The 13,293-nt window shown below is 58.1% G+C and carries 12 protein-coding genes; 9 read left to right on the top strand and 3 right to left on the bottom strand.

Annotation, left to right across the window (positions count from 1 at the left end; all coding sequences use genetic code 11):
- From AC097N_RS20470 to AC097N_RS20460, 3 genes are all read right to left on the bottom strand, one after another.
- The coding region (locus AC097N_RS20470; RefSeq protein ID WP_479583923.1) for a hypothetical protein at window positions 1-213 on the bottom strand (213 nt) is incomplete at its 3' end.
- 105 nt (window positions 214-318) lie between these two features.
- The gene (locus AC097N_RS20465; RefSeq protein ID WP_479583922.1) at window positions 319-1,110 is read right to left on the bottom strand and encodes an enoyl-CoA hydratase/isomerase family protein; all 792 of its coding nucleotides are present in this window, start codon (window positions 1,108-1,110) and stop codon (window positions 319-321) included.
- A gap of 92 nt (window positions 1,111-1,202) precedes the next feature.
- On the bottom strand, window positions 1,203-4,037 hold the full coding sequence (locus AC097N_RS20460; RefSeq protein WP_479583921.1) for a winged helix-turn-helix domain-containing protein: 2,835 nt from the start codon (window positions 4,035-4,037) through the stop codon (window positions 1,203-1,205).
- Between the two features lie 175 nt (window positions 4,038-4,212).
- Here AC097N_RS20460 and AC097N_RS20455 point away from each other — a divergent pair, with 175 nt between their 5' ends.
- The 9 genes from AC097N_RS20455 (at window position 4,213) to AC097N_RS20415 (ending at window position 13,144) form a co-directional block, all read left to right on the top strand.
- Window positions 4,213-5,367 (top strand): NAD(P)-dependent alcohol dehydrogenase, encoded by a 1,155-nt coding sequence (locus AC097N_RS20455; protein WP_479583920.1) that lies wholly within the window; start codon window positions 4,213-4,215, stop codon window positions 5,365-5,367.
- A gap of 21 nt (window positions 5,368-5,388) precedes the next feature.
- Window positions 5,389-6,489 (top strand): alkane 1-monooxygenase, encoded by a 1,101-nt coding sequence (locus AC097N_RS20450; RefSeq protein WP_479583919.1) that lies wholly within the window; start codon window positions 5,389-5,391, stop codon window positions 6,487-6,489.
- Window positions 6,486-6,971 (top strand): styrene-oxide isomerase StyC, encoded by a 486-nt coding sequence (gene styC / locus AC097N_RS20445; RefSeq protein ID WP_479583918.1) that lies wholly within the window; start codon window positions 6,486-6,488, stop codon window positions 6,969-6,971. Before AC097N_RS20450 ends, styC begins: the two co-directional genes overlap by 4 nt.
- Before the next feature lie 51 nt (window positions 6,972-7,022).
- Complete coding sequence (locus AC097N_RS20440; RefSeq protein ID WP_479583917.1) at window positions 7,023-8,099, top strand: 2Fe-2S iron-sulfur cluster-binding protein; 1,077 nt, start codon at window positions 7,023-7,025, stop codon at window positions 8,097-8,099.
- Window positions 8,100-8,130: 31 nt separating this feature from the next.
- Complete coding sequence (locus tag AC097N_RS20435) at window positions 8,131-8,862, top strand: hypothetical protein (RefSeq protein ID WP_479583916.1); 732 nt, start codon at window positions 8,131-8,133, stop codon at window positions 8,860-8,862.
- A 7-nt stretch (window positions 8,863-8,869) separates the two neighbouring features.
- Window positions 8,870-9,445 (top strand): cytochrome c oxidase subunit 3, encoded by a 576-nt coding sequence (locus AC097N_RS20430; protein WP_479583915.1) that lies wholly within the window; start codon window positions 8,870-8,872, stop codon window positions 9,443-9,445.
- Entirely contained in the window at window positions 9,442-9,711 is a 270-nt protein-coding gene (locus AC097N_RS20425; protein WP_479583914.1) for a cytochrome C oxidase subunit IV family protein, read from the top strand. The genes AC097N_RS20430 and AC097N_RS20425 overlap by 4 nt, the downstream gene beginning before the upstream one ends.
- 235 nt (window positions 9,712-9,946) lie before the next feature.
- Window positions 9,947-11,767: a DUF1302 domain-containing protein gene (locus tag AC097N_RS20420; RefSeq protein WP_479583913.1), complete on the top strand. Its 1,821-nt coding sequence runs from the start codon at window positions 9,947-9,949 to the stop codon at window positions 11,765-11,767.
- A 21-nt stretch (window positions 11,768-11,788) separates the two neighbouring features.
- Complete coding sequence (locus AC097N_RS20415; protein WP_479583912.1) at window positions 11,789-13,144, top strand: DUF1329 domain-containing protein; 1,356 nt, start codon at window positions 11,789-11,791, stop codon at window positions 13,142-13,144.
- Window positions 13,145-13,293 lie beyond the last annotated feature (149 nt).

The following is a 13,293-nucleotide window of genomic DNA, read 5'->3' as shown; positions in this document are numbered from 1 at the left end:
GGCGTCTTCCTGCAGGGCCGCGGTGACCACTTCGTCCACGCTGCGGTTGTGCCCGAGGTGGATGACTTCAGCGCCCATGCCTTGCAGGATGCGGCGCATGATGTTGATGGCGGCGTCATGGCCGTCAAACAGGCTGGCGGCCGTGACAAAGCGCACTTTGTTGAGCGGGCGGTAAGTGGCGAGTGCCTTGAAGTCGGCGGACAGATCGGTCATGGGAGTTCCTCGGGTATGCAGTGTGGGAATGGCATGTCGCGGCGCAGGCCTGTACAGCAGGACATGCGAAATCGCAGGGTCTGCGGGCGTGGGCCGCGCAGGCGCTTAGCAGCCGCGGAAAACCGGCTTGCGGCGTTCGACCTGCGAGGCAATGCCCTCTTGGGCATCGGCAGTGGCTGACACGCGCGCCAGCGTCAAGGCCTCGTCTTCCATCTGCGATTCCAGATGGGCCGCGCCAGCGCGCAGAAACAGCCGTTTGATTTCACCCAAGGCCACGGTCGGGCCTTCGGCCAATTCCAGCGCCAGCGCCAGCGCTTGGGCTTGCAATTCAGCATCTGGGACGATTCTGTCCACCAGGCCGGCTTGCAACGCCTCCTGGCTTTTCAAAACCTCGCCAAGCAGCACGAAACGCCGGGCCCGGGCTGCACCCATGCGCGCCGTCAGAGTGGCGCTGGAGCCCGAATCACAGCTGAAACCGATCTTGGCAAAGGCGGAGCCGATGCGGGCGGACTCGCCCGCCAGCACCACATCGCAACCCGCCAGCAGGGCGGCACCACCGCCCATGGCCCAGCCCTGCACGGCTACCACCACCGGCACCGGCAGCTGCCAAGCGCGCTGCAAGCCCATGTGCAGGTCAGCCGTCCAGCGCCGCACCATGGGTGCCAGCTGGTCGCGCAACGGGTAGAAGGTCTTGAGGTCACCGCCAAAGCTGAAGTTGTCGCCATCAGCGCGCAGCAGCACCGCGCGCAAACCGGGCAAGTCCCAGAGGTCCGAAAAGACCTGCTTGAAGTCAGCCGAAAACTGGCCGTCGAAGGGATTGCCGCGGGCGGGCTGGGCCAGGCTGACGATGGCCAGGCCCGCCTGCATTTCCACGCGAATCGACGAGGGGGTAGTCATAGAAAAGAGTCTCCAAAATGAAAGGGCCGGGGGTCCACACAATACGTACGTAACAATAATGTACGCTACTGTATTACATTTTGAAGTGATTTTCAACGCCCGATCAGATTCAAGGCCCGAGCCCGCGCCAGGGCAGCAGAACGGCTGCGCACCCCCAGTTTGCCGTACACATTGTGCAAGTGCCACTTCACCGTGGTGACCGACAGCGACAACCTGTCTGCCGCCTGCTCGTTGCTAAGGCCTTCGTCCAGCAGCGACAGCAGCTGGATTTCCCGCAGACTGGGCGTGCCGGCGGTAGCGGCCGTACTGGTCGTGACCGCGTTGGCCTCGTCGTCAGCGCGGCTGGACGACGAGCGCAGCTCGCCAGTCGCCACCTGTGCCGACTCCCGAAAGCGCAGACGTTCCAGAAAAAATCGCTCGGCCGGCTGGATCAAACCAAAATCCTTGTCGCTGTTGCCCGCCAGCAATGCATCCAGCAGACCGCTTCGCACCTTGAAGGGCTGCACCACATTGCCGGGCGTTGCCAAGGCAATGGCCATTGAAAAATGGCGCAGGGCCTTGCTGGTTTTTCCCATGCGCTGGTGGGCATCGGCGGCAATCAGCAGTAGCTCCAGGCGGTCGCGGTCGCGCCCCTGCAGCGCCGCTTCCTTGAGTTGCAAATCCGCCTGGCTCAGCACCAGTTCGTAGGAGCCGTGGGCCAACTCCAGTTCCATGCGCGCCAGCATCCAGTCGCCGCGTTCGCGCATGCTGAGGGCGGCTGCGCGGCCCGCACCGCTCAGGCCTATGCGTTCGGCCTCGGCCAGCGCTTCACCAAACCGGGTCAGCTCCAGCAGCCGGCGTACCTTGCTGGCGCCCAGCAGGGCTTGTCCACGCGCTGGGTAGCTGTGCGCCACCCGCTCCAGTAAGGCCTCGGCGAAGGTGTCGTCGCCAGGCGTGCCCCACATGGCAACACAGGCGATCAGACCGTTTTCCAATGAGACCATGATGCCGTTGTTCATGGCACGGCTCAGGCCGCGCAGCGCCAACTCGCGCGCCGCCTCCACGCGTCCCAGATCCAGCAGGGCGCGGGCATGCACGAAATCGATAGTGATGACGGGACCTGCTTCCGTGCCTATCACCCGCACCACCTGCTCGCGCACCTCCAACAGCACGCGGTCCGCCAAATCTGGGCGAGCCTGGCCGATTTCGATGCAAGCCCGCAGAATGCCCACCCAGGCCAGGCCATAGGCGCTGTCCGAGCGGTCTATCGCCGGACGGGCCTGACCCATGCGCAAACGCGCGGCCGTCAGGTCGCCATGGTCGATCTCGGCAATGCCGGCAATCGAGGTGACGGTCGAGACAATCAAGGCCGCGCCTTCGCCGCCGTTGTCCAGCCAGGCATTGGCCTGCTCATACGCAGCATCCAGCCGGTCGGTGAAGACGTTTACCAGCATGCGTAAAAACAGCAAGCGGGAGTGCAAACCGCTAGCGGCAGCACCGACGGATACCTCGCCAGTCACACGCTGGTCAAACTCATCCAGCGCTTTGCGCGCGCGCTCGTACTGCAGCGAATCACACAAGGCCCAGACAAACCAGACATGCACCTCGAGCGAGGGAGCCACGCCTGCGTCCAGCAAGCGGTCCACCCATTTGATCAGCGAGCCCATTTGTCCGTGGTCGCCGACCACCACGTGGGCGATGCGGTCCAGCAGTGCCTGAGCCAGTGTGTTGGACCCTGCTTCCAGGGCGAGGCCAATGGCGGTGACGTTATCCCCATTGGCCTGGTGCCAGCGGGCCGCCCGATCCAGCACCTCGCGGCGACGCTCCATACTGCAGCGCTCCTGGCCCTCGACGATCAGAAACTCGCGCATCAGAGTGTGAAAGCGAAACCAGCGCCGGCTGCTGTCCAGGGGGAAGATCAGAATGTTGCGCTGCACCAACATATTCAGCCAGTCCCGCGCCTCGGCACGGCCTGTCATATGGGCAGCCAGGTCGGCACTGAATTCCCGCACCAGCGCCACCTCGATCATGAACTGAACCACAGCCGGCTCAAAGCCCACCAGCACGCGGTGGGTCAGCACCCGGGCAATATCACTGTGGTCGCCATTGAAGCGGCTCAGCACCCGGGCGATGTCCGGCGGCGCTTTGCCCTCCAGCCGGTTCACGTCCACGGCTAACAGCACTTGCAGCAAGCGCACCGCCGCGGGCCAGCCTTCGGTCTGGGCCACGATGCCATCGAGATCGGCATCGGTGGGGGCAGAAATGCCTACCTGTTTGAGAAGTTGCGCCGTGCTATCGCGGTCAAAACTCAAATGGCGTGCGCTCAACTCAAAGGCGCCTACATTAAGCTTGGCACGCACCGTGTCAATCGGAATGGCATGGGTGCTGGAGAGCGCCAAGCGCAGGCCGGAGCCAGTGGCAAAGACGAGCCGCTCCAGGAAGGGCGTCAGCAGGTGGTCGTCGCAAAAACCGAGGTTGTCAACAAAGAGCAGGGTGGAGCCGGGCAGGCCGGTCAGCAGCTTGACCATGGCGTCCGCCGCCGCACCTCGGTCGGCAAAAGGCAGCTTGGGCTCTGCGCTGTCCGAATGAATGGCAACGCCCGCGTATTCCAGGGCCGCACGCATGCGGTGCAGCAAAGCCGCCAAGTCGATGTCGCGGTCGTCCAATTGCACCCAGAGGCAGAGGCAGCCCCGGGACACAAATTCTTCGTGCAGCCGGCTAAGCAGCACCGTCTTGCCATAGCCGGGCGGCGCACAGACGGTGAGCAGCTTGGGCATCGGCTCCGCCTGCATGAGTATGGAAATCGCGCGAGTTTGGATGGTGTCGAAGGTAAAGCTGGGCGGGCCACCCTCGGCATGCAGGCCATCGCTGGTTGCTGGCAACAGCGATGGCGCACCCGTTTCAAGCGGCAAAGGCGGCAACGGGAAGGGTGTTCTGGTAGGTGTCAAAGCACAAGATTCCAAGCGTTATACGGGTTTGATCAGAATCCCCCCAAACCAGCTGCCTAGCAGGGACAACCTAGGGTTAGCCCTTGTTATGACCCACCAAAAGATGGGTCCAACAGAGGTGTGAATTCTATCAAATACAAGGTCGTACGCTAACTTACCAAATAAGGATATTCAAATGGGCACAGAACTAGTCGAAGGCCAACCGTTACAGGCGTCCAAAGCGGCCCGCCAGGCACGCGCAGCCATCGCCCGAGCACAACGCGCGCCGATGACAGTGGAGACCGTGGATGTGGCAGCACCTCGCGACGACGAAGTGCTGGTGCGCCTGGTGGCCACCGGTGTCTGCCATACCGATATTGTTTGCCGCGACGCATTCCCAGTGCCCATGCCGATTGTGCTTGGCCATGAAGGTGCGGGCATTGTCGAGGCCGTCGGCGCCAAGGTCAGTAACTTGGTGGTTGGCGACCACGTCATCTTCTCCTTCAACTCCTGCGGTGCCTGTTCCAACTGCAAAAGCCATGAGCCAGCCTATTGCCACCAGTTTTTAGGTCTGAATTTCGGAGGCGTCCTGCTGGAAGACGGCAGCTCGCCGCTGAGTCAGAACGGCACACTGGTGCATGGCAACTTCTTTGGGCAGTCGAGCTTTGCCACTCTGGCGATTGCGCGGGCCAAGAACGCCGTCAAGGTGGATCGCTCGCTGCCCCTGGACTTGCTCGGCCCTCTGGGCTGCGGTATCCAGACCGGTGCCGGTGCGGTGATGAATTCGCTCAAGGTGCGTGCGGGTCGCGCCATCGTGATCTTTGGTGCTGGTGCCGTTGGCATGAGCGCCGTGATGGCGGCCAAGGTGGTGGGCGCATCAGCAGTAATTCTGGTGGAGCCCAATGCCGCACGCCGTGCACTGGCTATGGAGCTGGGTGCGACGGCCACCATTGACCCGCGTGATGGCTCGGACACCGTGGCCGCCATTCGCACCGCCAGCGGTGGTGCCGGGGTGGACTATGCGCTGGACACCACCGGCATTCCGGCCATCATGACCACCGCCTCCGAGGTGCTGCTGCCCAACGGTCAGCTCGGTCTGATTGGTATTCCGCCACCCGACGCCATGGTGCCTTTGAACATCATGAGTATTTACGCGCGCGGCCTGAGCCTGAAGTGCATTGTTGAAGGCGACAGCGACCCGCAGGTCTTCATTCCCCAGCTCATCGAGCTCTACAAGAAAGGTCAGTTGCCTTTTGATCGCTTGATCAAGAAGTTTCCGTTCGAGCAAATCAACGAGGCCATGGCGGCCTCTGAAAGCGGCGACGTGATCAAACCCGTCGTCGTGTTTTAAGCACCTATTCAGGAGAACTCTATGTGGGAATACACAAAATACTATTTGGCGCCGCTCACGCAGTTGCTCGCCATGTTCGGCCTCTATCTGGGGGGTGACTATGTCTGGATCGGCCTGGCTCTGTTTCCGACCCTGGCCATCATCGACACCTTGCTGCCACTGGACTTAAGCCCGCGCAAGATGCGCAACAAGGCACTGGCTTTTGTGCCGGTCTGGCTCTCCACCTTGCTGGGACCGCTGCTCTACGTGATGCTGGCCTGGTCCGTTGCAACCCATGACCTGACGGGATTGCAGATGGTCGGTGCCGTGATCAGCTGCGCCTGGCTGTCTGTGGTGCCGCTGGTATCGGCTGCACATGAGCTCTACCATGCCCGCGGCCGGATCGGCCGCAGCGTCGGACGCTACGCCCAGATCTGCTATCTGGACGCCACGCGCATGGAAGCCCATGTGGTCAGCCACCACCGCGATGTGGGCACGGCCGACGACAGCGACAGTGCGGCACGCGGCGAGACCCTGTACTCCTTTGCCCCCAAGGCGGTGCTGGAATCCACCCTGCTGGCCCAGCGTATCGAGTCCGACGCACTGGAAAAGCGTGGCTTCGGTCGTTGGTCCATCCGCCACCATATCTGGCGTGCCGTGCTGGCACAGTTGCTGTTTCAATCGTTGCTGTTCTCTATCGGCGGCTGGACTGCCGTGGCCCTGGCCCTGACCGCCATGGTAGTGGCCCGCTTCTGGGTTGAAACCTTCAATTACTTCCAGCACTACGGCCAGGTCCGGGTCGAAGGCACACCGATTGAAAAACGCCATGTCTGGAACCACTTCGGGCCCCTCTCCCGCCTGGTGGCATTCGAGATTACCAACCACGCCGACCACCATCTGAACTCGTATCTGTCCTATTATGAACTGGTACCGCACAAGGAATCGGTGCGCATGCCCAGTGTCTTTGTGTGCTTCTTTGCGGCGTTGGTACCACCGGTGTGGTTCAACTTGATCATCAAGCCGGCTCTGAAGCGCTGGGACAACGAGTTCGCCTCGCCAGCCGAGCAGAAGCTGGCGGCCCAGCAGAACCGGGACGCCGGATGGGAAGAGTGGGTCAAGCAACAACCGGTTACCGCACGATGAACGCAGCCGTAGGCTTGAATGCCATACAGCGCTCCATGATTGGCCATGCCGCCCTGATTTTGCTGGTCGGCATGCTGGCCGGTGTGGGGCTGCTGGCCAGCCTGCTCGGGGGCATGGAAGTCTGGCCCGGCACGATTCTGCCGTTCCAGCTGCCGGGCACTACCGACGCCTGGGTGCGCGCGCATCTGGGTGGCATGCTCAATGCCTTCATGATCATGATCGCAGCGCTTGTCCTGCCGGTGGTCGGCTTCGATGCGCCGGGCGCACGCAAGATCAGCTGGATGCTGGTGGGCACCGGCTGGGCCAACACCTTGTTCTACTGGGCCGCGCTGCTGTCCCCCAACCGGGCGCTGACTTTTGGTGACAACCGCTTCGGCACCTCCAATCTGGCGGCGGTACTGGGCCTGGCGCCGGCGCTATTGTTCACTCTGGTGTCGCTGGTGGCGGTGGCCATGTTGGCGCATCAGGCGCTGCGCAAATAGCGCCCCACTAGTGCCTCCACGGCAATGGTCTTCCACACACGCACAAGCTCCATGCTCAAATTCATCAAGTCCCTGGTGGGCGCTGCGCCCAAGCGCCAACTGCAGGTGATGCCTCAAGGCATCACCATTGACATCGGCTCCGGCCAAACCCTGCTGGAGGCGGCACTCGCCAACGGCATTGCCTTTCCGCATGACTGCACCGTGGGTACCTGCGCCTCCTGCAAGTCGCGCCTGAAGCAGGGGCGTGTACGCGAGGCCACACCCTTTGGCTACACGCTGTCCAAGCTGGAGCTAGATGCGGGCTTTATTCTGGCCTGCCAGGCCTTTCCCCGCGATGCGCTGACGGTGGTGGAAATCGAAGCACCTGGTGCCGACGTGCCACCGCCTGAATCGTTCACCGCCACCATCACCGAAACACAAACCTTGACCTCCGACATTCTGAAGGTCACGCTGCGCACGGACCGCCGTGTGCACTACGTGGCCGGCCAGTACGCCAGCGTGCGCGCGCCGGGTTTGCCACGCAGCCGCCACTATTCGTTTGCCGATGCGCCGCAACGCGAGGGTCGCAATGAGCTGAACTTCTTTATCCGCAAGGTGCCGGGCGGTGCGTTTACCGATGCTTTGTTCAGCGGCAAGTTGCAAGGCCAACCGCTGACGCTGGAGGCTCCGCATGGCAACTTTCACCTGCGAGCAGGCAATGCGCCCATGGTCTGCGTGGTCGGTGGCAGCGGCCTGGCGCCTTTGCTCAGTGTGCTGGAGCAGGCGCGCAAGTCACGCATAAAACGGCCCTGCAGCTTGGTGTTCGGCGCACGCACACAGGCCGATTTGTACATGCTGGAAACGCTGCAAGGCATGGGTGAAGGCTGGCTGGATCGCTATAACTTTGTGCCAGTGCTCTCGCATGAGCCTCCCGACAGCAACTGGCAAGGCGCACGAGGCATGGTGACCGAATACATTGCCTCCGCCGCGGGTGACATCAACTGGGCAAGTGCAGAGGCATATATGTGTGGACCGCCCCCGATGATCGACGCCGCCATTTCCAAACTGGTGGACTTTGGCATGCCGCTGGATTCCATCCATTTCGACAAATTTACAGACGGCCGGGACGAAAACCCGGTTGGCATGTAAGCACAACCCACCAATCAAAATAGGAATAGCCATGACACAAGAAGATCAATTCACAGACGCAACCGAATACAACTATTGGCGTTTCTGTGCCTGGATGGGGCCGGTGTTCATGTCGGTCTTCATCGTATTCTGGGGAATCATGGGGCATAACATTCCGCCTTGGAATGCGGATCTGCCTGCTGCGACCATCGCAAACTGGTTCCGGACCGAAGCCAACACCATCCGCACTGGCATGGTACTGGCCATGACCTTCGCGGTGCTTTACGCTGTTTGGGGACTGGCTATTGGCCGCGTGATGACGAGGATTGTGCCCAAGGGCAGCATTCTGGTTGACCTGCAAGTTTGGGGCGCAGGACTGACCGTGGTGCCAGTTCTGGTTTCAACATCTTTCTGGCTCGCGGGAGCATACCGCCCGGAAGCACTGCCTGACTATGTGCTTCAACTGTTGTATGACATGGCCTGGCTGTTAATTGACTTGGCCTACGCGGTCACAACAGTTCAGCTCTTTGCTGCCGGTGTTGGATTCATGAGGGACACGCGTACCACTCCACTTATCCCCAAATGGCTTGCTTGGTATGGCATTTGGGTTGGTTTCATGTTTGTTGCTGAATGCCTGATGCCTTTCTTCAAGTCAGGGCCTTTTGCCCGCGATGGAATTTTGAACTTCTGGATTGAGTTCATGATTTGGTTTGTATGGTGTCCAACATTGACTTACTACATATTGAAGGCAATAAACCGAATCGAGAAAGAAAACAGGCTCTAGGTTTTACATGTCGGATGCAGTCAAAATTTCGCCCCGTTTGGCGGGGGACTTCGGCGTATGGGTATTCATCTTTGCCGACATGATGGCGTTCGGGATTTTCTTCACGTTGTTCACGGTTGGACGTGTTGAAAACCCGGCGCTGTATGAAACATCCAGGCAGGTACTTGAACCCGCATTGGGTTTACTCAGCACACTGATTTTGTTGACCAGCAGTTGGTTGATGGTTCTGGCTGTGCAGGCCGCCAAAAATGGAGACCGCTATCGAGTAACACGGTACCTAGTGCTTGCCATGCTGGTTGGCAGCTGCTTTGCAGCCAACAAGATACTTGAATACTCAGAAAAGATCAGGGCCGGCATCACTATGTTGACCAATGAATTCTTCATGTACTACTTCATTTTTACCGGCATTCACTTTCTTCATTTTGTGCTGGGGATGGCTGCGCTGGCAGTTTGCGTGAGTAAGTCGAGAAATCAAGCGATTGATGAGCAATACGTTGTTTTCATCGAGTCGTGTGGCAGTTATTGGCACATGGTAGATCTGCTCTGGATTGTCTTGTTTCCGTTGCTCTATTTACTGCAATGAGACTATCCAAACCAATAGGGCCTCACGCCACCGAAATATGGTTGCTACTTATGTCAGCCAGCGGACTGGCCTGGTGGCTAATTGAGCACCACAGTCTCAATGCTCGTTTCGCATCAACTGCGGCCTTGGTCATTGCCGCATTCAAGGTGCGAATGGTATTTCTCCATTTCATGGAACTGCGAACAGCTCCATTGTGCTGGCGTATTGCCTTTGAAGCCTGGGTGGTCTTCTTTTTTGGAATCATTCTGATTGGTTACTGGCAATGACGCCATTTACTGAATCTGATGCTGAAATTTCTGTTCCGCACCATGTTGGCGACTCCAGAAAAGTCACGTAAACAACATTTTATAAACCCCTTAAATAGCCATTTATAGGGGAAACCCCGTATACAAAATACATAACACTCGCATATCATGCACTTGCGTACGATTCGCTAGTTGTATATTATTTTAGGGCATTCCACTCAATGTGCGCAGGCGACAAACATACTCAGGAGACAACATGAACAAACGAAGAAAACTTTACGCACGGCGCACGGCCTTAGTCACACTATTGACTGCGGCCTGGGCCGCCCCTTCCTGGGCCAGTGAATTTGAAATGGGCGATGGATGGACTGGTAACTGGAGTTCCTCTATTTCCCTGGGATCCAGCTGGCGTACCGGCGAGCGTGATTCCAAGCTATACGGACAAGGAAATGGCGCCTTGATCGGGTTGACCAATGGCACTGGGGCCAACACCATTGACGAAGGAAATCTGAACTACGACAAGGGCGACCGCTACACGACGCAGATCAAGCTATTCAGCGAGTTCGAAGGGAAGAAGGGAACCATGGGCTTCCTGGTGCGAGGTAAGGCCTGGTACGACGAGGCGCTAAAAAGCGGGAATGTGAAATTCGGTAGCCAAAACAATGGATATCAGAATGCGCCTCTCACAGATAGCGGGTTTGAAACTCTCAACAAATTCAGCGGTATCTATCTTCTGGATGCGTATATCTATGACACCTTTACTGTAAGCGGACAGCCACTGCAAGTGCGCGCGGGTAACCAGGTGGTGAACTGGGGCGAAAGCCTTTTCATTCAGGGCATCAACACAATCAATCCCATTGACGTGCCCGCGTTTCGCAAGCCTGGCGCTCAGCTGAAAGAAGTCTTTCTGCCTGTACCCATCATCCATGCCAGCCAAAGCCTGGGTGACAAGGGAACAGTGGAGGCCTTCTGGCAAACCAATTGGAAGAACACGCCGGTTGAAGCCGGTTGTGGCAACTACTGGGCTGTTGCCAGTGGCAATATTGGATCCAATCCGGGACCTTGCAACAGTGCTGTAACGTTAACTTCCAACAGCCCGTCAGGGGTTGCTGCCAACGCATTTGTGCCAACGATTCAGGGTAGAGATGCCAAAAACGCCGGAGAGTTCGGACTGGCTTACCGCTTTAACTCAGAGAAGCTGGATACCGAATTTGGTCTATATGCGACGAATCTTCATTCGCGTCTACCCAATATTTCTGTGCAAAAAGGAAGCAACAACGCCAGTCCATTCTCTGTGTTCTGGGAGTACCCGGAGAACATCAAAACTTTTGGCGTCAGTGCTTCAACCAATTTAGGCGGATGGTCCATGGGCGGGGAGTTGAGTCAATCCAAAGATGTGCCGGTTCAAATCGATGGAAATGACCTCTTGTACGCAGCATTAGGTGCAGGCGGAGCCATTTCTCCGGGCAACTCCATCCCATTTGGCCCCTATGGCGCGAAAGCGGTTGCAGCCTTTGCCGGCAACGGCTATCTGCCAGGATACACCTTGGCGACCAAGACCCAAATTCAGTTGAACGCCGTCAAGGTGGGCCGTGGCATTCTGGCTGCTGACCAGTATTTGTTCGTTGCTGAGGTCGGATTTCAAACCAATAATTTGCCCGACTACAAAAGCGATCCAACTGCACTGCGCTATGGACGGCCATTCATCTTCGGTCCTGGCACCAATGCAGGCTACGGCGGCACTTGCGCTGGCAACATCAATGCAGCTGGATGTAACAACGACGGCTACATCTCACGCAATTCATGGGGCTATCGCCTGAAGGGTGAGCTGACCTATACCGACCTGATCCCTGGCGTCACCGTGTATCCCGGCCTCTACTGGTCGCACGATGTCAGTGGCTACTCGCTCGACGGACAGTTCTCTGAAGGCCGTCAGGCACTGGCGCCTTCCGTGCGCTTCAGCTACGCCAAGAAATACACCATGGAGCTCGGTGCCGTGTTCTACAACCGCAATGCCAAATACGACCCCTTGCGCGATCGTGACTCGTTCAGCATGAACGTTGGCATGAGCTTCTAACTTGACTCTGGAAAGACAATCATGACTTTATCGAAAAAATCACTGGCGTTCACCATCAGCGCGCTCATGCTGACACTTGGTAGCACAGCCGTTCAGGCCGAATTGGATGCAACGCAGCTAGACCGCCTGGGCAAGGACCTCACACCAAATGGCGCCGAAATGGCCGGTAACAAGGAAGGCACTATCCCTGCCTGGACTGGCGGCCTGACGGCACCGCCCGCGGGATGGAAGGCTGACATGGGTTATAGCGATCCGTACAAGAACGAAAAGCCCTTGTTCAAGATCGACGCTAAAAACGCCGACCAGTACAAGGACAAGATTACGGTCGGCATGATGGCCATGATCAAGAAGTACCCGAACTTCTATCTGAACGTCTATCCCACCCACCGCTCGTTTGCGCAGCCGAAGAGCGTATACGATGCCACCAAAAAGCAGTCCGCCACAGCCAAGCTGGACGGCATGAGCTTGCAAGGATACGTTGGACCGGGCACACCATTTCCTATCCCGAAAACGGGTGCAGAAGTCATGTACAACCACACCACGCGCTTCTTTGGTGGCTACAAGACTTGCCGCGACTGGCTTCCGGTTCGTGCCACAGGTGACTACTACCGCGTGGGCTTCTGCGAGGACATGATCCAAGGACAGAATATGGAACCACGCACCGAAGGTGCCATATTCAGCTTCTTCGGTTACTACGACGCGCCAGAGACCTTGGTTGGCACCATCTATCTGGTTCATGACCCTGTCGATTTCACCAAGGGTGCTCGCGCAGCCTGGGTCTACAACGCCGGTCAGCGTCGCGTGCGCCGAGCACCTGACTTGGCGTATGACAATATTGAAGACGGTACTGAAGGCATGCGCACCACGGATGACTATTGGGGCTTCCAGGGATCAATGGACCGCTTTGACTTCAAACTTACTGGCAAGAAGGAGATGTACGTTCCCTACAACGCCTACAAAATGCAAGACCCAACTCTCAAGTACAAAGACATGCTTGAAAAAGGTTCTATTAAGTCTGATCTGATGCGTTATGAATTGCACCGGGTTTGGGTAGTTGAGGCAACCTTGAAGCCAGGCAACTCGCACGTGGTCGCTCGCAAGACCTTCTACATTGATGAAGACAGTTACACCATCGTTCAGGCCGACGGATATGACGGTCGTGGCAATCTGTGGCGTGCCTACAGCTATCCGCTGGTGCAGGCCTATGACGCCGGCGTGATGTTCCAAGCACCGTTTATCAACAACGACCTGAGCAACGGTAACTTCATGCTGTCGGCTATGACCAACGAACGCAAGCAACCTGCCTACACCTGGGGTAGCAAAGGCATGGCGGCGGACTTCACGGCAGATGCTATTCGTCGTCGTGGCACGCGCTAATTGCATGGCGTTAATGTGCAGTCGGTCTATGCATTAGATCGACTCTTCTGAAAATAAAAAAGGGCCGGGTGACCGACCCTTGTTATAGCCCCAGCTTGGCTGAATGTGAGAGGTTCAATGTGATGCGTTCGTTCAAAAGAACCACTGTT

The sequence above is a fragment of the Rhodoferax sp. LS1R11 genome, assembly GCF_056521395.1.
This window is presented reverse-complemented; position numbering and strand designations above follow the sequence as displayed.